Annotated in this window: 12 protein-coding genes and 8 pseudogenes; 12 read left to right on the top strand and 8 right to left on the bottom strand. The window is 59.3% G+C overall.

Annotated elements, in window-relative coordinates:
- Window position 1: 1 nt before the first annotated feature.
- Genes EOD29_RS27675 through EOD29_RS27665 form a run of 3 tightly spaced genes read right to left on the bottom strand, consistent with a single transcriptional unit; the run spans window position 2 to window position 3,424 of the window.
- Complete coding sequence (locus EOD29_RS27675; RefSeq protein WP_127248538.1) at window positions 2-883, bottom strand: ABC transporter permease; 882 nt, start codon at window positions 881-883, stop codon at window positions 2-4.
- A 1-nt stretch (window position 884) separates the two neighbouring features.
- Window positions 885-1,826 carry an ABC transporter permease gene (locus tag EOD29_RS27670; RefSeq protein ID WP_127248537.1) on the bottom strand — a complete coding sequence of 314 codons (942 nt, stop codon included), beginning with the start codon at window positions 1,824-1,826 and terminating at the stop codon, window positions 885-887.
- A complete protein-coding gene (locus tag EOD29_RS27665) occupies window positions 1,826-3,424 on the bottom strand; it encodes an ABC transporter substrate-binding protein (protein WP_127248536.1) in 1,599 nt (532 codons plus the stop codon). The genes EOD29_RS27670 and EOD29_RS27665 overlap by 1 nt, the downstream gene beginning before the upstream one ends.
- Window positions 3,425-3,629: 205 nt before the next feature.
- Here EOD29_RS27665 and EOD29_RS37345 point away from each other — a divergent pair.
- Window positions 3,630-3,786 (top strand): annotated as a pseudogene (locus EOD29_RS37345) (IS5/IS1182 family transposase); the annotation flags it as partial.
- A gap of 50 nt (window positions 3,787-3,836) precedes the next feature.
- On the opposite strand, the pseudogene EOD29_RS37340 reads toward EOD29_RS37345, so the two are convergent.
- Window positions 3,837-3,935: pseudogene (locus EOD29_RS37340) on the bottom strand (IS5/IS1182 family transposase); the annotation flags it as partial.
- Window positions 3,936-4,074: 139 nt separating this feature from the next.
- On the opposite strand from EOD29_RS37340, the pseudogene EOD29_RS37335 reads away from it, so the two are divergent.
- Window positions 4,075-4,345, top strand: a pseudogene (locus EOD29_RS37335) (transposase); the annotation flags it as partial.
- Between the two features lie 67 nt (window positions 4,346-4,412).
- On the opposite strand, the gene EOD29_RS36095 reads toward EOD29_RS37335, so the two are convergent.
- Window positions 4,413-4,568, bottom strand: a complete 156-nt coding sequence (locus EOD29_RS36095) for a hypothetical protein (protein ID WP_164763853.1) — start codon at window positions 4,566-4,568, stop codon at window positions 4,413-4,415.
- A 471-nt stretch (window positions 4,569-5,039) separates the two neighbouring features.
- Between EOD29_RS36095 and EOD29_RS27660 the strand changes: the two genes are divergently transcribed.
- Complete coding sequence (locus EOD29_RS27660; protein ID WP_127248535.1) at window positions 5,040-6,602, top strand: serine hydrolase domain-containing protein; 1,563 nt, start codon at window positions 5,040-5,042, stop codon at window positions 6,600-6,602.
- A gap of 384 nt (window positions 6,603-6,986) precedes the next feature.
- Here the strand turns inward: EOD29_RS27660 and EOD29_RS37330 are convergent, their stop codons facing one another.
- Together EOD29_RS37330 and EOD29_RS27650 are read right to left on the bottom strand one after the other, a co-directional pair.
- A complete protein-coding gene (locus tag EOD29_RS37330) occupies window positions 6,987-7,661 on the bottom strand; it encodes a hypothetical protein (RefSeq protein ID WP_245475455.1) in 675 nt (224 codons plus the stop codon).
- A 466-nt stretch (window positions 7,662-8,127) separates the two neighbouring features.
- Window positions 8,128-9,126 carry a succinylglutamate desuccinylase/aspartoacylase family protein gene (locus EOD29_RS27650; protein WP_127248534.1) on the bottom strand — a complete coding sequence of 333 codons (999 nt, stop codon included), beginning with the start codon at window positions 9,124-9,126 and terminating at the stop codon, window positions 8,128-8,130.
- Between the two features lie 311 nt (window positions 9,127-9,437).
- Between EOD29_RS27650 and EOD29_RS27645 the strand changes: the two genes are divergently transcribed.
- The 9 genes and pseudogenes from EOD29_RS27645 (at window position 9,438) to EOD29_RS27610 (ending at window position 18,727) form a co-directional block, all read left to right on the top strand.
- A complete protein-coding gene (locus EOD29_RS27645) occupies window positions 9,438-9,665 on the top strand; it encodes a hypothetical protein (protein WP_127248533.1) in 228 nt (75 codons plus the stop codon).
- A 182-nt stretch (window positions 9,666-9,847) separates the two neighbouring features.
- A pseudogene (locus EOD29_RS27640) lies at window positions 9,848-10,282 on the top strand (MFS transporter); the annotation flags it as partial.
- A gap of 192 nt (window positions 10,283-10,474) precedes the next feature.
- Window positions 10,475-10,909 (top strand): annotated as a pseudogene (locus EOD29_RS37325) (transposase); the annotation flags it as partial.
- A 108-nt stretch (window positions 10,910-11,017) separates the two neighbouring features.
- Window positions 11,018-11,311 (top strand): annotated as a pseudogene (locus EOD29_RS37320) (transposase); the annotation flags it as partial.
- A gap of 21 nt (window positions 11,312-11,332) precedes the next feature.
- A pseudogene (locus EOD29_RS27630) lies at window positions 11,333-12,549 on the top strand (MFS transporter); the annotation flags it as partial.
- A gap of 710 nt (window positions 12,550-13,259) precedes the next feature.
- Complete coding sequence (locus EOD29_RS27625; protein ID WP_127248531.1) at window positions 13,260-14,009, top strand: electron transfer flavoprotein subunit beta/FixA family protein; 750 nt, start codon at window positions 13,260-13,262, stop codon at window positions 14,007-14,009.
- A gap of 20 nt (window positions 14,010-14,029) precedes the next feature.
- Entirely contained in the window at window positions 14,030-14,959 is a 930-nt protein-coding gene (locus EOD29_RS27620) for an electron transfer flavoprotein subunit alpha/FixB family protein (protein ID WP_127248530.1), read from the top strand.
- A 983-nt stretch (window positions 14,960-15,942) separates the two neighbouring features.
- Window positions 15,943-17,574, top strand: a complete 1,632-nt coding sequence (locus EOD29_RS27615; RefSeq protein ID WP_127248529.1) for an FAD-dependent oxidoreductase — start codon at window positions 15,943-15,945, stop codon at window positions 17,572-17,574.
- Complete coding sequence (locus EOD29_RS27610; protein ID WP_127248528.1) at window positions 17,567-18,727, top strand: FAD-binding oxidoreductase; 1,161 nt, start codon at window positions 17,567-17,569, stop codon at window positions 18,725-18,727. The genes EOD29_RS27615 and EOD29_RS27610 overlap by 8 nt, the downstream gene beginning before the upstream one ends.
- A gap of 271 nt (window positions 18,728-18,998) precedes the next feature.
- Here EOD29_RS27610 and EOD29_RS27605 read toward each other — a convergent pair.
- A pseudogene (locus EOD29_RS27605) lies at window positions 18,999-19,327 on the bottom strand (IS630 family transposase); the annotation flags it as partial.
- Window positions 19,328-19,544 lie beyond the last annotated feature (217 nt).

Below are 19,544 nucleotides of genomic sequence, written 5' to 3'. Positions count from 1 at the left end.
GTTAGCGCCTCCGCTTGGCGCGGGGGTCGAAGAGGTCGCGCAAGCCATCCCCAAGCAGGTTGACGGCCAGGACCGTGACGGCAAGGCAGATGCCGGGAGCGAAAATCGTCAAGGGCGCGACGGCGAGATAGAGGCGGGAACTCGCGATCATGTTGCCCCAGCTGGGGATTTCGGGCGGCACGCCCACCCCGAGAAAGCTCAATCCCGACTCCGTCAAGATCGCGCTGGCGCAGACGGTAGCGCTCTGTACCATAAGCGCCGGAATGGTGCTCGGCAGGATATGCCGCCACAGCACCTTAGGCAGGCGCGCACCGCCGCAGAGTGCGGCCTCGACATAGGGACGCTCGCGGACACCCAGAACTACCGAGCGAACCAGCCGTGCGATGGCTGGCGTCTCAGGAATCGAGATGGCGACGATAAGGATGCCGACGCCTGGTCCTGTCAGGGAAATGAGCGCAATCGCCAGCAGCATCGTCGGGATCGACATAAGGCCGTCCATGACCCGCATAACGACGTTGTCGAAGGTGCGGCTGTAGCCGGCGATGACACCGATCAGCAGCCCGGCAAGAGCCGCGCACGCCGCCGACATCAGCCCGACCACGAGAGAGATGCGGGCGCCAAAGATCGTTCGCGCAAACACATCCCGGCCCAGATTGTCGCTCCCAAACCACATCTCAGCGGAAGGCGGCTGGAGGCGCTTGAATGGATCCATGTTCACCGGATCGCCGGCGTAAAGCGGGGCGGCCAGCGCCAGGATGAGCAGCAGCACCAGAAGGCCGCCGCCTATCAGGACCAGCGGGTGCCGCCTTGCCAGACGAGGAAGATCAGATAGTCGCAGCCGACCCATCGGCATGGCTTCAACTGGTGCGGAGAGGAGGGTCATATCAGTACCGGATGCGGGGATCGATCAGCGTATAAGCCAAATCGACAATGAGATTGATAAGGACGTACAGACCCGAAGTCAGGATGACCACGCCTTGAATGATGGGATAGTCGCGGTTGTTGATTGCACCCACGACCAGACGACCGATACCGGGTATGTTGAACACTGTTTCCGTGAGGACAACTCCGCCGATCAGATAGGCGAAGCTTAGGCCTATGACGGTCAGGATGGGGACGCCGGCATTCTTCAAGGCATGGTGAAAAAGCATGGCATAGGACGAAGCGCCCTTGGCAGCGGCGGTTCGCATATAGCCTTCGGACAGGACCTCCAGCATGCTCGCCCGCGTCACCCGGGCGATGAATGCAATGAAGGCAAGACTAAGAGCCACGGTGGGTAGGGTCAGGTGCTCAAGCCAAGGCCCGAGGCCAGCATCGATCGATACATATCCCTGTACCGGTAGCCAGTGTGTCCTGATGGCGAAGAAGTATACTAAAAAGTAGCCGATGACAAAGACCGGGACGGAATAACCAAGTGCCGAAAAGGCTGCGAGGAGGCGATCGACGAGACCGCCAGATCGCCACGCGGCGAGGATGCCGAAGGAGACCCCGACCGTCACCGAAAGGATCATCGTCAGGATCGACAGGGAAAGGGTCGGTTCAAGCCGCTGCGAGATGAGTTCGAGAACCGGCCGTCCGGCAAAGATCGAGGTGCCGAAATCGCCGCTGATCATGTCCCTCCCCCAACGCATGAACTGAATTGGCATAGGATCGTTCAGGCCCAGTTTTTCGCGGATACCCGCAATCATCTCCGCCGTGGCCGCCTTGCCGGCGATCATGGATGCCGGGTCGCCGGGCGCCAGCCTGAGAAGCAGGAAAATGAAGATCCCGACCATCGCCATGACGGCGATGGCCGAAATCGACCTGCGAAGGATGTAGGTCGCCACTAGTTGGAGGCCTTCTGCATATTCCAAAGCGGCGTACAATCTGGAAACGGGATGAGGCCGGTGAGCGCTTTGCGACTCGCTGTTGGTGAGACGGCTTCACCCAGAAAAACGGTGCCGACGAAATCCCACTGCAATTGTTGCATCTTGCTGGCCAGTGCTTTGCGCTCTGCCCTGTCGACATCCGCCCATTTGGCCCGAAGAGCCTCATACTCGTCGTTCTTCGGCCAGCCAGTCCAACCGTTCTCACCATTTGCGCTCAGCGTGGGGTTTCCGACCGGATCGGTGCGGGAAAAATCGGACTCGCTCGTAATAAAAATGCTCCAACCGCCGTTCTCAACGGAGCCTCTGTTCGCCGCGCGAGCCCTGGAGGCGCTTCCGTCTCCCGGGGCAAGCTCGGCATTCACGCCAATTTTGCGTAGCGTGGCCGCTAAGAGCTGCGCCATATTGCCGGCCGCAGCCCAGTCCGTACGCTGCAGGATAACCACCTTCTCGCCCGCATATCCGGCTTCCTTGAAGAGCTGCTTGGCTTTTTCCGGATCGCCGCCTTTCTTGAACCATCCCGTATTTTCATCGTTCGAATAGAATGTATTGTTTCCAAAAAAGGAAGTGATGGTTCGGGTGTATTCTGGAGGAAACGAGGTGCGCATGAATGCTTCCTGATCGACCAGGTAAAGCATTGCTTGGCGGGCCTTGACATTCTCGAATGGCTTCTGCAGACAGTTCATGCGCATGAAGTATACTTCATTCGACTTCGGGGGGGTGAGTTCGAGGTCAGGATCGCTCGCAATTGCCGAGTAAAGATCCGGAGATGGTACTTGGATGTAATCAATTTCACCTGACTGTAGTGCGGCGAAAGCTGTCTGCTCGTCGGTGATGATATCCCAGATGACACGGTCGACCTTGACGACCTTCCCCCCGGCCAAGCCATCGGAGATTTCCTCACGCGGCACATATTTCTCATTGCGGTCGTAAGTGAAGCTTGCGCCTGGCTTGGCAAGTTCCTGATTGAACTTGAACGGTCCCGACCCGATATTCGCGGTCACCTGCTCGGTTGCGGGCCGATCTGCGTCTTTCTCGCGCATCATGAACGGGGCCGGTCCAATCTGTGACGCCAGCAGATCGAGCAGAAGCCCCACTGGCTCCTTCAACTCGATCGTGAAGGTCTTTCCGTCCTTCTTCGAGATGTTCTTGGTCCGCGAAATGACCATTTGTCCGCCGGGATTCACTTGGCCCCACCGACGAATAGACGCGACACAGTCTGCTGCAGTGACGTCGCTGCCGTCGTGCCAGCCCAAGCCATCCCGGAGCTCGAACGTATAGATCTTTTTGTCGTCGGAAACGCTCCACTTCCCCACCATTTGCGGCTGAGCCAAATACTTGGAATCATACGCAAACAGCGTGTCGTAAATCGCCAGGCCATGGGTGACTGTGTCGACAGCCGTCGTCAACATCGGATCGAACACGCTGAGGTTACCCAGCATCATCCGGACCGTCCGCGCGTCGGCTGCTGCTGTTTGTGCCCTCAGGACTGATGGGATCGATATAGCGGCTCCAGCGGCCAAACCCGCCTTGATCATTTCACGTCGAGAGATTCTCATGATTTTTCCCCTGCTTTCCGGTCGCGCCGTTTCTTGTCGGTCAGATGAGCACCAAGAGGAGCATTCAACCTATCTATGCTTCCTATCTATGCTCCGTCGCGCGGCGACCTGCGTCAAATTCAGTTTGCGTATCGCTGCCATCTGGTTTTGAGATCACAGAGGCCCAAGACATCGCGGGGCGCATGATGCGACGGAGTTCGAGGTGCATGCCCCGTACGAGTTTGGCGCCAAGGTCTCGCTCCCCAACTCGCCAGTTCGCCTTGCGCGCGAAGGCACCGCCGGGCAATCCCTACAACGGGCACACGCTGGCTTACCGTGATCCCGAGGAGATCATCGGCAATCAGATCAGCCGCATTCTCGCCTAAGGTGGATGTAAAACCACAATGCACCCCCGCCACAATTCAGGCCAGATGTGGGCGCGAACTGAGGGGCTGTCGATTATTTGGGTGTCGCCATGATGGGCGACGGTGAAGCCGTCCATTAGCCGTTCCCCCACACTCGCCTCCCGCCATCCCATGCCTGGAGCGAAGTCGTCGAGACGACCACGCACGATCCAACTGCGGGCGGTTGTGGACGCGTCCTTTGTTTCCCCGGTCACCCTGCCAGTGGCGGGCATTGTCGAACCGGCTTCCACGGCTCAATGCAATTCATATGCCGTGCGAGACAGCGGCCTGCGGAAGACTGTCAACTTCCCCCTGGGGCTTCGGCAGCTTGGCGCCTGGTCGCGAGGCGAGCCCGAGCGCCGGCATTATCGACAGCCAACCGGCAGAGACCACGGACGTTTCCGGTTTTGTGTGCCTACCACGCCGGCAAGAAGATCAAGGGCCGCAAGCGCCATATCAGTACCGCTACCGAGGTGCACCTTGTCGGCTGAGGGTGCACGCGGCCGACATCCAGGATAGGGATGGGGCAGTTGGTGTCACGCCCGCGTGCGATCCTCGCAAGCCAGGAAGACAGCTGTCCGTCCGAGTATGCCGGTCATCTGTAGTCACGTAAGGCCCCTGCTGATGAAACTCAGCGCTAATCCGGCGGCGACCTGGAATTCCAACGCGGATCTCGCGACTGCCTCGACGCTCGAGATGCCGTCGGCTGCTTTCTTCAGGCGGTCGTAGTGGATGGAGCGCGAGTTACCGTTAATCGGCATCCTCATGCTCATATTTGCGCACCTAGATGGGGTCAGGTTACACGAGACATTGCGCTACACCGTACAGCGCCGCATCGGGATCAACTCCTGCGATTTGGCGCTAGGACTCGATGCTTTGACTACGGTGCTTTGCCATGGGTCTCTCTCCGAAAAACCCGGAAGGCTGTTACAATGCACATCGCGATCTGTCCCCCTGATCGGCCTTCGCACCGGAATCCGCGGTCTGCTGGATTGGTCGCCCTGTGACTTTCGACAGCCATGTTCTCGCAAGTGCGGTAGCCGGAGAGGGACGGCCATCACATCAGGGCGTAAGTGCAGCCTTCATCTCGTTTTTAGATGACGACAATACATAAACTGTCTTTGACGGAACCTAGGGAGCGATTGATCTTCGATCCATTGGAGGCATTGGGTGCCCCTAAAAGACCTTTGCCCTGAAGGACGCCACCAGCGTCGACACCGAGGACTGAGATCATGACTGGGTCACACGCCGATTTTGACAAGCGCGTCGATGCATTGTTCAGCGAGTTCAGCGGGCCGGATATGCCTGGCGCTGTCGTCGCGGTGACGGAGAGCGGTCGCGAGATTTTCGCTAATACCTATGGTTTGGCGAATATCAATGACGATATCCCGATTGGCCGTAAAACCATCATCCGCATTGGTTCGCAGAGTAAGCAGTTCACCGTGCTGCTGATTCTGATGCTGGAGGCAGAAGGCAAGCTAAGCCTCGAGGACGATGTGCAAAAGCATCTGCCTTATGTGCCTCGGCTCGAGCACCCGGTCACTCTCAGGCAACTTGCCTCCAACACAAGCGGGTACCGCGACTATACAGAGGCCATGATCGTCAGCGGCCTGTCGATGTTCGCGCCGTCAGACCACCAGACCGTCCGTGATATCATCGCCAGGCAGGATGCGCTCAACTTCAAGCCCGGCAGTGCCATGCTGTATTCAAACTCCGGGTTCTTCATGTTGTACGACATCATTGAGCGAATCGAGGGCGCGACTTTCGATGACGTATTGCGCAAGCGGATCACCGGCCCGCTTGGCATGTACGACACCTCGCTCATGTTGCGCGACAGCACGGTGATGAAACGGCTGGCCGCGCACTATACGAAGCTTGCCGATGGCTGGGCCCATTTGGGCTTAGGGATGGAAGAAGACGGCGGAGGCGGCATAATTTCGACGCTCGATGACATGGTGATCTGGCAGCAGAACCTGATCGACCCCAAAGTTGGCACGCAGGAGATGTATCGGCGCATGGCCACGCCTTGCGTCTTCGATAATGGTGCGAACGGCTTTTACGGCCTCGGACTAGTGACGGATGTCTATCGTGGCCGCCGCGCGGTCGGCCACGGCGGTTGGGTCGCCGGCGGCAAGTCGCAATCTATGCGCTTCATCGACGACGGGCTCGGCATTGTCATCATCGCCAACAACGATCAGGTCGCCCCGTTCGCGCTCGCCCGCCGTATAGCGGATATTTATTTTGGCACCGCCGAGCCGGCGCAGATCGAACTGACGCCGTTCAAGCTGGCGCCCGGACGCTACCGACAGGAAAACGGCCCCGACGTCTTCGAAATCCTTGTCAAGGACGGCGTGCCAAGCTTCCTTAGTTTCGGTCGTGTGAGCGGGTTCGACTTCGGCCATCAGGGCGGCGCCAAGCCTGAGAGCGGCATCACCGACCTGGTCCTCAGTCCGAGGCCGGACGGCAAGATCGACGGCACGTTCTGCGGCACGCCGAGGGTCTACACACCCTTGACCGCTGACGCCAAGGCGACCGCCCCTTTCACCGGACGCTACGCCAACAAGGCGCAAAGCCTTGAGGTCGAGATCGATTGCGACGCGCAGCGTGGCATGTTCCGCCTGCGCTCCAATCTCGGCGCGATGAACGCGCCCATCGTCGCTGCGGATAGCCATCTTTGGTTTCTGAACGCCGACATAGGTCCCGACCTGTCTTGGAATGCGACGCTCAGCGTCACCGCCGATGGTTTCGAGATGAACTCGGACCGCATCAAAAAACTGCGTTTCACGCGAGCGTGACCAACCTAATCGCCGACGTCCAATTATGCCCACGCTTAATGTCGAGCTTCGCCAGCAATGTCGATCCAGGCACAAGCGTTCGAACCAGAGCGGCGCCAGCATACGTTTAGACAATCACCGAGCGGATGATGCGTAGGCTTGATGGCTTAGTCTTACCCCGTCACAAGTTTGTCGATTTAGCGGGCATTGTCCTGGTGCAGCAGGGACATCGCTGAAGGCTGCGACTGAGTGCGACGGTCAAGTGCCTTTGGACGGTGGCGATCGAATTTGGCGCGTGTCCGCGGCCTGACCACTTTTCATAGGAGATTGACCTTTCCATAGTTACTCTTCGCACAATTAAAATACAGCCATATGAAAAAATGTATATATTTTCGTATCCTTGGGTCAACTCGCAGAATCGAAATCTGTTACTTGATCAACGAGATCATCATCCGGCACAGACTTGTGATATCGTAAACGGGCAGGTTCGTGAGCCGGCGGATTGCCGGCGCGACCACTGGGAACCCAGCACACTCGAAAAGGACGACTGCAATCTCCGGATGCGCGGCTCTCAGCCTTGTGATGCAAGCGCCGACATCCGCTTCCATCGCCGCGAACGTCGGTCGGCGGCGCGGGAATCTTCAACTCATCATGCCAGTACTTGCTGCCTTCAATGCCGCCCACCACAACTCTAGACCGCTCTGTCGGATCGTTGAGCTCGAGCATATCGTCGTCAAAAGCATTAGAGTCATAAGTCAGAACGGCAATCTTGGCGGCTGGCGGTACTTGACGGATTAGCGTCGGCAAAAGGAGCATGCTCGACATTGCCACGGGTACCTCTACAGACGCGGCTACAACCGCCTGGTATCGGATCAAGAAGCCGCAGTTTGAACTGATCGCTACGGCTCCTCGCTGGACCAGCCGCTGCGCCGCTTCAACATAGCCGCGCTCAAGAACCGGATCGCCCCCCGGCGTTCGTCTACCCAGTGTTCCTTTTGCGATTTCTGTTATGACAGGAAATTCGAGGGTCGCAGGATTTTCGATAGCGCCCTGTTCCGTACCCCTCTCGGAGTTGGGCAACTGCCCTTGGTCGGAAGTTAGTATCCCGAGACATGCTTGCGGTCGTGACGTCATGAATGTATGTTCTCAACAATTGGAAGTGGCCACTGATGCGTGCAGCCCACTAGTTGGTTCACTCTCGGCGTATCTTTGTTTTCACCCATTGAATTGGCGAAAAGAAGATCTTAAATCCACGATTGTTTCGTCGGCTTAAATTACGGTCCGAAGAGTCGCTGCAATTCCTCTTGCGACTCGAAGATGCAGGTCCTATCGCGCTCACTCCGCGTCGCTCAGTTTGCTTGCGTAACGGACGCAACGCTGCTTCACAACGCTCACGGGTACGCTAGGCGAAGACATTGTGATCTCCATCGAATCTCCCGGAATGACAAACCCTCTAAGACAAGGCAACCGCTTACGCGGCGACACTTGGCGGCGGACATTCCGCATCTGTTAATGTCGCCCTTATAGCGATCGGGGCGAGCGGATTTCAACGGTCCAGGGGTCGCGCAAGGAGCGCTAGCCATTCGTCGGCCTCGACATAGCCCCCCGATCGAATGGCGCAGACGATGGAAGTACTGGGCGACCAGATCTCAGTGGAATCGGCCGACGAAGAATCCATCGGATGCAGAATGCCGATGACATCTCCCTTCTTCACTTCATCCAACAGCGGGCAGCGAGGTTCGAAGATACCCCGGGCAGGCGATTTCAGTTCATCGGCTGGGCGCCGTGTTTCAAGTGTCTGGCTGGACTTCCGGTGATGGAACGTCGGGTAATCGGCTTTTCCCTCGACGAGTCCGAGCGCAATTAGCGCGTTGCGTACACCAGCTTCGTAGATCGCGAGAGCTTCGGCACCAATGGTGCCCCCGCCGAGTTCAGCACACACGAATACCTTGCCTTGGTTATGGGCCGAGATATCGAACATTCCAGGGGTATCTGGATGATCCCACACCAACGTCATGGGTAATTTGAACGCCTTTGCCATTTTGATCGTCTTGGTCATGAGGTCGGGATCAGCAATGGGATGCGTGGTGGTCGCCGGGGGAAAATCCCAAGTTGGTCCGAAGCTATGCAGATCAAATACCGTGTCGGCCATCGGCAACAACAGGCGGAAAACCGCATCCGCGATTCGTTCGGTCACCGACCCGTCGGCTCGGCCCGGAAATACGCGATTGAGATTCAATCCGTCGGTCGGCGTATTGCGGCTGAATGCCTGCACGGCCGGTGGGTTGAGCACGGGGACGACAATGACCTTTCCACAGGTTTGCGCTTCAGGGAGCCAATCGATAAGCCGTCGCGCGACAATTGGCCCTTCCAATTCATTGCCATGACATCCGCCGGTGATAAGGAGCCGCGGCCCCTCGCCCTTGTTGAAGCTGAAGACCGGGAGCGAAAGAACCTCACAATCAGCACCTTTTGGGACAACAAGATGCCCTTTGCTTACGCCGGACTTGCCGACGTCAAACGTTAGATGTGGTGCTTCGCTCATTGTTCAGCCTATTGTGAGTATTCAGGCGACCTTGCCTCGGGTTTGCATTTCTCCGCTCTGCAAGTATGCGCCAATCTGTCTTTAATTTGCCAATATAATGTCCCGGGCGGTGCCATCGCGTTTTCAGATGGCCACCACCTGCTCTGTTGAACGCCACTGCTCCCCAGCGAAGAACTGGGACCGCGGCGAATAGTCGATTGATTTCAACGTTGGAACCCGCGCTTTGAGCGGCGGCGAAATGTCATCGGGGCTGGTTTTTCAGATGAATGGCTTGCGGGTTCTCTGCATTGTATTCGCAAATGAAGCGGTTGATGGCTAGCCTGAAGATCGGCAACGAAATGAGAAGACACCGTGCTGAGCCTGCGCCGCGTAAGTTTGGCGAAGAAGCCCTCGGCGTCGAGCCGGAGCAGGATGTTGCGGTGAGGGAAGGTCCAGCCGACATCCGAGGCTTGAGGGCCACCTTCGCGCGATGGGCCGACTGGCTGGTGCTGCCGACGGGACCTGAGCGCGATGAGGGTCTTGGCCATGTCGCGCAGTAAGGCCAGCCAGCTCTGGGCCATCTCGGCTCTGGATGGCCAGAATATGGATCCTGTATTTGACGCAAGTCAGTAGATGATCAATTTTGAAATAGCAAATAATAGAACGTGGCTGTCTGCGCCTGCATTCTTCTGCGCAGGTGGGGGTGTACGAACCCTAAAACGGGAGGCGACGCTCCCCACATATGAGCAAGACCGTGCGCGCAGGCGCAGATCCAATTTCGCCAGCGACATTTGCGCCGCTCAGGAACCCGACCTTTCGTTCGATCTGGCTCGCCACACAGGTCTCGAGCCTCGGCTGGCTGATGTAGACTGTCGCCGTCAGTTGGCTGATGGCGACGATCTCGACTTCCGACCTGATGGTTGCGCTGGTCCAGGCTTCATCGAACCTGCCGGCGTTCATTTTGTCTGTGTTCGCCGGGGCTCTAGCCGACAATTTCAGCCGTCGCCGGGTCATGTTCGCCGGCAGATGCCTTATGGTGATAGCCTCTGCGATGCTAACCGTTTTTGTGGCGCTGGGCTTTGTCAGTCCGTGGATGATCCTCGGCTTCAGCTTCCTGATCGCGTGCGGTGGCGCTCTCAACGATCCCGCCTGGCAGGCCTCGGTCGGCGATATCGTGGACCTGACCTGCCACGGGTAATTTCCTCCATCTGAGATTAGAGTCCGGCCTCGATTGAAGGACGGACTGATGAAGAGAAAGCGGTTTACGGAAGAGATGGGGTATTCGGTTCAGCTCGCTGAACGCCTGGCCCCTTTTCGGATCATGACGTTTGTCTGATGCTCAGAGCCGACCTGGCAAGAGGAGATCGGCATGAGCGTTTATGCAGGACTGGATACTTCACTCGACGCTGTAGCTATTTGCGTTATCGCCGAGACCGGCGAGATGCTGTGGCAGGGAAAGGTGCTCGGTGACCCGGATGCTGTGACGGCTGCACTTCAGCGATGGCGGGACGATCTAGTTCGCGTTGGCTTGGAAGCCGGTGCGACATCGGAGTGGATCGGCGGACACCTGGTGGACGAGGGCTTCCCTGTCGTGTGTCTCGAGAGTCGACATGTCAAAGCGGCTCTGGGCGCGATGACGGTGAAGACGGACCGGAATGACGCGCAGGGGATTGCACAGATTGTGCGCACAGGTTGGTTCAAGGCAGTTCATCTGAAGTCCGCTGCCGGCCAGAGGCTGCGCACGCTCACCGCCGCGCGCAAGGCCGCAGTCAGGGCGGTCACTGCCAACGAGCAGGTCATCCGAGGCTTGTTGCGTCCCCTGGGGCTAAAGATTGGCGCCGTCACGCGCGTTCGTTTCGAGGCAAGGGTTCGACAGCTGATCGGAGCGGATCGGCTGTTGCTGGGTATCTTTGAAAATGGCTACGTCGAATCCTTCAACGGCCGAATGCGCGACGAGCTGTTGAACGAGAGCCTGTTCTTCGGCCTCGACCACGCCCGCAGTGCCATTGCCGAATGGAGGCAGGACTTCAACACCGCGAAGCCGCATTCCTCGCTCGGCTACCAGACCCCAGCGGCCTTCGCCGAAACCCTCGCCGCAACCGGCTCCGACGCTGCGCTCAATGAAGGCTTCGCGTCTCCGCCGGTTGCTCAAACCGCGCCATACGGCGTAACAGAAACGGCCGAGGCTCTAATCGCCACTGGATGAAAGTTCCGTGGCAGGTCAGACCGACGCGATGTTCCGGCTGCTGTGACCCTGCTCTCCGTCGGTTTCAACACCGTCCGAACCGTCGGCCCGGCGCTCGGCGGCATCGTGGTAGCCTGGTTAGGACTTTTGGCAGCCTTTACCGTGACCACCCTCACCTATCTGGTCCCTCTTGCCACCATATGGCGCTGCAAATGGAAGGTTCGCTCCTCCCCTCTTCCACGCGAGTCGATGAGGACGGCAATCTATGACGAACTGCGCTTCACGGCGATGTCATCCGAAATCAAGGCGGCGATCGCTCGCGGAACCCTCTTTGGCCTAGCAAGCATCGCCATTCTCGCGCTGCTGCCGCTGGTTGTTCGTGATCAGCTGGGGGGAGGACCACTCGGCTATGGCACTCTGATGGCCGGCTTCGGGACAGGCGCCGTCCTCGCCGGCATCTCCAACAGCACATTCAGACGGAGCTTGTCGCAAGAACGGCTGATGAGGCTCTCCTGCATCGCCTGCGCCGCATGCTCTCTTCCCTTGCACTCACCTCTTCGATTGCCGTAGCCGCTATTGCGCTTGCCTTGGGCGGCGCGGGCTGGGTCACCGCCTGGTCCGGGGTTGGCGTGAGTGTGCAGCTGGCGAGCCCGCGCTGGGTCGTGGGACGCACGATTTCGATCTATTATGCCTTGATAGACGGCGGCATCGCGGCCGGTAGTTGGGTGTGGGGCACTCTAGCCGAGAACCATTCATTGACCTGGGCGCTTGGGGGTTCTGCCGGTGCGGTATTGCTCGTCGCTGTAGCTGGCGTTCTGTTTCCCCTGCGCGAACGGCACGATTCCGAACCCGATCCCTTGGATGCATTCGACGCTCCTGCTGTCGCTCTCAATTTGCAGCCGAGAAGCGGCCCGATCGTGGTCAAGGTCGAATATCTGATAGCCGAGAAAAACGTTGAGGCCTTCCTCGACCTCATGCGGCAGCGCAGGCACGTCCACAGCCGCGTGGGGGCTCGGAACTGGACGCTTCAGCGTAACCTCCAGAAGCCTACGCAATGGACAGAGACATTCCGCACGCCGACCTGGACAGACTACCTTCGCCTCAATCATCGTCTCACGGAAGCAGACAAAGAACTGAATGAAAGGGCCCTCCTCCTGCACAAAGGAGAGCTTGCACCTCAAATGACGCTTTTGATCGAGCGGCCAACGACCCTCGCTCGGAAACCAGAGCAGTCGGCCCCTTATTTTCCCCACCGTTGACTTCTTCACGACTGGACTCCCCGCGATAGCGCTTGCACCAGATCACGATGGATCACGAGATGCTTTGCAGAGAGCGTGATCGCGGCGCCCAAGGAGCCGAGCAAGGCAACAGCTGGTAGCTCCCGTAGGCTGCAGGTAGGTGCATCTTGAGAACATCGACAGCGGCGACAGGATTGCCGCTCAGGTTCTGATCTGCGAGAGCGTGCTCGATGTTACGGGCTGACTGGGATGGAAGCGAAGAGCAAGCGGCGCGACACTTCTCAGCGCCGTCATGACCTTTCCGGCATCCAATCCATCTCGCTTCCAGATGATAGTGATAGAGAGACTGAATTTGACTTCGGGCGGCCGGCGATTGATGTTCGTCTAAAGCCCTGTCAAAATCCTTGGACGTACTTGCCGAGATGTCCCGCGTCTTGCTATAAACTGGCCGATCCTACTTGAACAAAATGGAATGTACATAAACATACTCTGGCTTCAGACCCGACGATTGCAGAAACAGTTGCAGCCGCTGTGCCATCTGTTCCCTGAATTACAACAAAGTCATCTGCGACTCCAAAATCACTTGGCACGGCTGGCGTCAAAATTACCGCCCACGGAAGTCGGCGGATCACTTCACCGACCGGGGTGCGCACAGTTTGGGTCGGACGCCGCCAGGCGCGCCGTGTCTCGCCGCCGGCAAGCTGACCTTGACCTCGAATAGGTGAAATTGGATGAAGATCCTTGTGCCCGTGAAGCGGGTTGTGGATGCGAATGTGAAGGTTCGCGTCAAGGCTGACGGTTCGGCGGTGGAACTCGCCAACGTCAAGATGGCGATGAACCCGTTCGATGAGATCGCGGTCGAAGAGGCGATCCGGCTGAAGGAGGCCGGCAAGGCGGAAGAGATCATCGTTGTCTCGATCGGGCCGCAGCAGGCGCAGGAGACCTTGCGCACCGCGCTCGCGATGGGCGCCGACCGCGCCATCCTGGTCAAGACCGACGAGCAGACGGAGCCGCTGGGTGTCGCCAAGGTGCTGAAGGGTGTGGTCGAGGCGGAAAAGCCCGGTCTCGTCATTCTCGGCAAGCAGGCGATCGACGACGATTCGAACCAGACCGGCCAGATGCTGGCCGCACTTCTGGGCTGGGCGCAAGGCACTTTTGCTTCCAAGGTCGTCATCGATGGCGACAAGGCCAAGGTGACGCGCGAGGTCGACGGCGGCCTGCAGACGGTGGAGCTGAAAATGCCGGCGATTGTCACCGCGGATCTTCGCCTCAACCAGCCGCGCTACGCTTCGCTGCCCAACATTATGAAGGCCAAGAAGAAGCCGCTCGACGAGAAGAGCCCGGCCGACTACGGCGCCGACGTCAAGCCGCGGCTGAAGGTGATCAAGACCGAGGAGCCGGGCGGCCGCAAGGCGGGCGTCAAGGTCAAGAGCGTCGCCGAATTGATCGACAAGCTCAAGAACGAAGCCGGCGTGCTGTAAGGCTGCGAAGGGACAAAAAAATGACAATTCTTCTGATTGCCGAACACGACAATGCGACGCTTTCCGACCAGACCGCCAAGGCGCTTTCGGCCGCCCTGCAGATCGGTTCGGACGTGCATGTGCTGGTGGCCGGCAAGGGCGCCAAAGGGGCGGCCGACGCCGCCGCCAAGCTGAAGGGCGTCGGCAAGGTGCTGCTCGCAGAAGCCGACGAGCTCGCCGAACGTCTTGCCGAGCCGATGGCGGCGCTTGTGGTGTCGCTGGCCGGCTCCTATGACGCCATCGTCGCCCCGGCCACCTCGTCGGGCAAGAATATCGCGCCGCGCGTGGCCGCCCTGCTCGATGTCGCGCAGGTGTCCGAAATCATCGAAGTTGTCTCGCCCGACACCTTCAAGCGGCCGATCTATGCCGGCAACGCCATCCAGACCGTGCAGTCGACCGACGCCAAGAAGGTCATCACCGTGCGCACCGCCTCCTTTCCAGTCGCCTCCCAAGGCAATGCGGCTGCCGTCGAGATTGTCTCGGCGGCAGCCGACCCCGGCCGGTCCTCCTTCGTCGAGAACAAGATGTCGGAAACCGACCGTCCGGAATTGACGTCGGCCAAGATCATCATCTCGGGCGGCCGTGCGCTCGGCTCGTCGGAAAAATTCCAGGAAGTCATCCTGCCCGTCGCCGACAAGCTCGGCGCCGCGGTCGGCGCGTCCCGCGCCGCTGTCGATGCCGGCTATGCCCCGAATGACTGGCAGGTCGGCCAGACCGGCAAGGTCGTCGCTCCCGATCTCTACATCGCGGTCGGCATTTCCGGCGCCATCCAGCACCTTGCCGGCATGAAGGATTCGAAGGTCATCGTTGCCATCAACAAGGACGAGGAGGCCCCGATCTTCCAGGTTGCCGACTATGGTCTTGTCGGCGATCTATTCCAGATCCTGCCCGAACTCCAGAACCAACTATGAGCATCCATGGCTCAGCTCCACATTCTGAACTTAGCGTGTTACGACTGCCTTGGAGTACCGGCCGCTGTGACTAGGAAATTGGCTAGCTTGAACACAAAAATCACGGAAAGTGGTCAGTTTTGCGATCGAATTTAGAAACCAATTCTTCAGGCCGCGGTCTATGGGAATTGCATCTTTTATTTATCTTTCTGGCTGCCTTAAGCGGCGCAGACTTTCTGCAGGCTTGAAGCGAGCAAAAGAGACTGAGGCCCCTGGCTGGCCGGCCAACGCTCCAAACGGCGAGAAAGCCTGGCGGGAAGGCTCCGGTGGCGTACAAAGCCGCAGCTTCGGCGTGTCGCGGGCTCCCGGCGCCGACCTGGCCGAGTTCGGGAAGATAGGCCAGACAGGCGGCTGGCGGTGGCCGGTCCGATGCCTTTGGCGGGCGTAGGCACTTGCGCTACGAGGGGACAGGCTTGCGTGGGTTGGATCCCGCGCCTAGCCCTTGCTATCAGCGCTACGATCACCTCGGATCATGGCTCTTCTGGCGCGAAGGCTGGCAGCCAACCTAAAAGAGGATGCTGCTACGGCCCATAGCCCAAAGGCGAGTTCTGTCTCTGCGGCTTCGCGGGGGTACAGCGAAAAATAACGGATGCGAACCACCATGGAGGAACCCACCAAAGTCATCATCCCCACCGACCCGCACACCATGTGACAAAGGCCAGCTTATCCGAACATTCCCTACCGTATTAGAGATCATTTCGCTTCATCTGGAAACCAGATCAGCCCAATTCACAAACTGAATTTGACACAAGGCCTCGTAGCGAATGAACGTCAACCAAGAGACTGAATGTTTGAGCATCCCTGCACCGGTACGTTCACCTGCCCTGCTTTGAGGGATTCCGAAGTAACCGAGTGGGCGCCCGCGTGTCTCCGATGCAACTTGAACGGTGCGAACGAGCGCCTCGTCCCGTCAGGCGAATGATCAACTGTAATATGGCGGACCTATGAAGATCGATAAAAAATCCGTTGCAGGCAAAGAGCTTATCGTACAGGAACGGACCCAGCTCTTGATAATTGGCGCGGGTCCTGCCGGTCTATCCGCCGCCATTGAGGCGGCTCGGCGGGGCCTTTCGGTTGTTGTCATTGATGAGAACCCGGTTCCCTTCAGGACGATGGGCGACGAGGTGCCACTGCACTATGGACAGGGGATGGCCGGCGTCGCGCGAAACCGCAATGCTATGATTGAGGCCTTCGTCACTTCCGAGCCACTGATCCAGGTAGCATTCGACGCTGGCGTGGACGTGCGGCTCGGCACCGCCTGTTGGGGGCTTTATGCAAACGGTCCCGGTGTCCGCTGGCTACCCGGCATGGTTGCCGGCTTGGCCGATGAGGAACGCGGCTGGCTAATCGGCGCCGAACACGTCGTCGTCGCGGCCGGTCGGCGCGACATGGGGCTGGGCTTCCCCGGCTGGGAGAAGGCGGGCGTGATGGGCGCCACGGCGGCGGTTGCACTCGCAACGCGGTTCCAAGCCTTGAGTCCTCGGCGTGTGACGGTCCTCGGCACCTCGGCGGAGGCGTTGGGTGCTGCCGCAGCACTTAGGGACGCCGGGATTGAGATCGCGGCCATTGTGGAACAGGCGGCGGAGCCCGTTGGTCCTGCCCATCTTGTGACCGAATTGCGCGCCGGCGGCTGCGAATTTCTGACCCATCATGTCATACGCGAGGCGCTGGGACAGGGATCGGTCGAGGGAGTGCTCATTGCCGCCGTTGACAAAGCGGGTCGATCCGTTGGCGAAGAGCGCCAAATCGACTGTGAGGGCGTCGTGCTTGCGGTCGGCGCGACTCCGGTCGTCGATCTCCTCGCCGCTCTCGGCTGCCATATCGCTTTTCAGCCGAAACGTGGCGGGTATGCGCCGGTGGTGGATGCGGCTCAGCGTACCAGCGTCCGCAACGTCTTCGCGGTCGGCGACTGCGCCGGCATCTGGCCTGCGAAATCGCTCGACCGCAGAATCGCCGAAGGCGAAGGCCTGCGCGCGGTCGACACCATTCTTGGGAATGGGAAAAACTCTGAGACGGCGAAGAATTTAGAGCCCGATCTGCCCGCCTACGATTTGTCAGCTTATCGCATGGCTTGGGCACGGGCCAGCGTCATAGAGGCCCGCGGCGAGTTTCACGTATGTCAATGTGAGGAAGTCACCGCTCGCGAGATCCTCGAAGTGCGTCCGCCGCGATATCTCGGCTGGCAAGCCGACCACCGCAACGATCGTTCGCTCTCTTCCCTGCTGGACGACGATGCTCCCCCAAACCCGGACCAGGTCAAACGCCTCACGCGTGCGGGAATGGGCCCGTGCCAAGGACGGCGCTGCCGCGAGCAGATAGCGGCCTTGCTCGCACTGCAGGCCACCGTGCCGCTCGCGGCCATTCCTCTCGCAGGCTACCGCGCGCCGGTGCGCCCGCTGCCGCTGTCAATCGCCAGCCAGCTACATGAATCGGCTGATCAGACCCAACATTGGGAGCTTTGGTTCGGAATCCCCTCGCAATGGCAGCCCCCATGGGAGCTTCCCGAATTTTACACCGCAGCGGCGAACGAAGCGACCGTCGGGGGCGCGGATCGTGAGCGAGGCAGCCATGAATAAGATCATAGGTGCATCAGTCGTCATCGTCGGCGGCGGTGTAACAGGGCTAAGCACCGCCTGGTGGCTGGCAAGATCCGGGGTCGATGTTCTAGTTATCGAGAAAGGCATCGTAGGTTGGGAAGCGTCTGGCCGAAATGGTGGCGGCTGCGGGAACTTCACTTCGCCTCTGTACCCCGAGATGCTGCGGCTGTGGCCGATCATGGATGAACTGCTCGGTTATCCGACAGAGTTCTCGGCGAACCGGATCCATGTTTCCGTGACCGAGGAGCAATTGGCGGTCCAAAACTTGGGCGCTGCTGCAGTGGAGCGTCAGGGATATCGGTGCGAGCTTCTTGACATGAAGCAACGTCGTGAACTCATTCCCCTCGTCGGCGACCACGTTGCCGGCGCGCATTTTTATCACTTTGGCGGGCACGCTAATCCACACCGCACGGTCCAGGCCTATGCGTGGGCGATGCAAGACCACGGCGGCCGGTTGATGCAACACTGCACGGTTACGGGTTTCCGCACCGAAGGTGAAAGGGTGATTGGCGTCGAGACGGAGCGCGGCCTGTATGGCTGCGATCAACTCGTGATCGCGGCAGGGCCCCACACTGGTCGCTTGTCCGCGGTGCTGGGACAGGAGGTTCCTATGCAAAGCGCCCGCGCCGAGATGATCGTTACTGAGCCACTTCCCCTAATGGCTTATGGCGGTGTGGACGGGAATGGCCTCCACGGCCGGCAGACGCTGCGCGGCAATCTCGCCTTTGGAGGCGGCCCGCACGAATGGCTGGACCTGCCTGAGGGAGGCGTATTTGCCAACCCCTCGACCCCGCTTATGGGCCATATCGGCCGGCGTTTGATTGAGATGATGCCGAAGGCGGCGCACGCCCGCATCATCCGATCATGGGCCGGTGTGATCGAAAACACGCCTGACGGGCGTCCGGTGATCGACCGGCTCTCGACGTTTCCTAATGTGGTTGTTGCGACTATGTCCAGCGTGGGCTTTGGTCTCTCGCCGTCCAGCGGGCGAGCGATCCGCGACGTCGTTGTCGACGGCACGTGTAGCTTCGCGGACATCTCCTCATTTAGGCTGGCACGGTTCGCGAGACTCGAGCCCGACTGGCGTGAATTGCAGGGATGGGTCGCACCCGCGAAGGAGGAAGCCGCATAGAGCGCTGTCCGACGGGCATGTTCGTCGTTTCTTTACGATACAGCCTTGACCATGGGGTTGAGCGTCATCGCGACGCGCTGCCGTGGTGCGCCTCTCTTATTCCAGTTTCTTCTAAGCTGACTCCCGAATGCAGAGCGGCTTTATCCGCAGATCGCCAGGAAGGGCGCAAGACAGTCCAATCAGTCGCGCAAAGCGGTATCTGTTCGGAACGATCTGTCGAGCACGCGGCAAAGATGCAGGCGCAGGGGCCTGCTCAAAGGCCAACAGCGTTTTTTTTGAACCGCAGCCCTTCGCGCCGCAGGAACTGCCACACCGTGTCGTGCAACACCTTCATCCCGCGGGCCGCCAGTTCCGCCTTCAGCCTTTGCACCGGCAGATGCGGCGTTTTTTTGATCCGCTCCTCGATGAACGCACGGTGCGGCTCCAGCACACTGTTGCGGTGGCCGCCCATCTTGCAGGAGCTACAGATCCGCTCGTCCGATAGCGCTTCGACCACTTCACCGCCGACGACACCGCTATGTCGAAACACGCCGCGACCGATCGGCAGCTCTCGCCGGCCTTGATCGCTGCCAGAACACGCTCACGCAGTTCGTTCGACAGGGTCGCGCCATCCGATGCTGGCCTCCTCTCCCGCCAGCATCCTGAATCACAACCAAGACTCAAGTCCTCAAGGGAATCCCTTCCGATTCGGTCAAATGCGGACTGCCTTAATAAAACGACTGTCCGCGACGTAGCGGATTCCCCGTCCGGCATTTTGCCAAATTCGCATTCATACTCGGAAGTCAATATTCGGCGCTACCCGGGAAGCTCCGCTGCT

Origin of the sequence: Mesorhizobium sp. M1A.T.Ca.IN.004.03.1.1 (assembly GCF_003997555.1) — a bacterium.
GTDB lineage: Bacteria > Pseudomonadota > Alphaproteobacteria > Rhizobiales > Rhizobiaceae > Mesorhizobium.
This window is presented reverse-complemented; position numbering and strand designations above follow the sequence as displayed.

Coding starts and splice junctions, on each gene's coding strand:
- EOD29_RS27650 (WP_127248534.1), bottom strand. CDS start 9,126: ATGAGCGAAGCACCACATCTAACGTTTGACGTCGGCAAGTCCGGCGTA.
- EOD29_RS27645 (WP_127248533.1), top strand. CDS start 9,438: ATGGCTAGCCTGAAGATCGGCAACGAAATGAGAAGACACCGTGCTGAG.
- EOD29_RS36095 (WP_164763853.1), bottom strand. CDS start 4,568: ATGCCGATTAACGGTAACTCGCGCTCCATCCACTACGACCGCCTGAAG.
- EOD29_RS27615 (WP_127248529.1), top strand. CDS start 15,943: ATGAAGATCGATAAAAAATCCGTTGCAGGCAAAGAGCTTATCGTACAG.
- EOD29_RS27625 (WP_127248531.1), top strand. CDS start 13,260: ATGAAGATCCTTGTGCCCGTGAAGCGGGTTGTGGATGCGAATGTGAAG.
- EOD29_RS27675 (WP_127248538.1), bottom strand. CDS start 883: ATGACCCTCCTCTCCGCACCAGTTGAAGCCATGCCGATGGGTCGGCTG.
- EOD29_RS27665 (WP_127248536.1), bottom strand. CDS start 3,424: ATGAGAATCTCTCGACGTGAAATGATCAAGGCGGGTTTGGCCGCTGGA.
- EOD29_RS27620 (WP_127248530.1), top strand. CDS start 14,030: ATGACAATTCTTCTGATTGCCGAACACGACAATGCGACGCTTTCCGAC.
- EOD29_RS27660 (WP_127248535.1), top strand. CDS start 5,040: ATGACTGGGTCACACGCCGATTTTGACAAGCGCGTCGATGCATTGTTC.
- EOD29_RS27610 (WP_127248528.1), top strand. CDS start 17,567: ATGAATAAGATCATAGGTGCATCAGTCGTCATCGTCGGCGGCGGTGTA.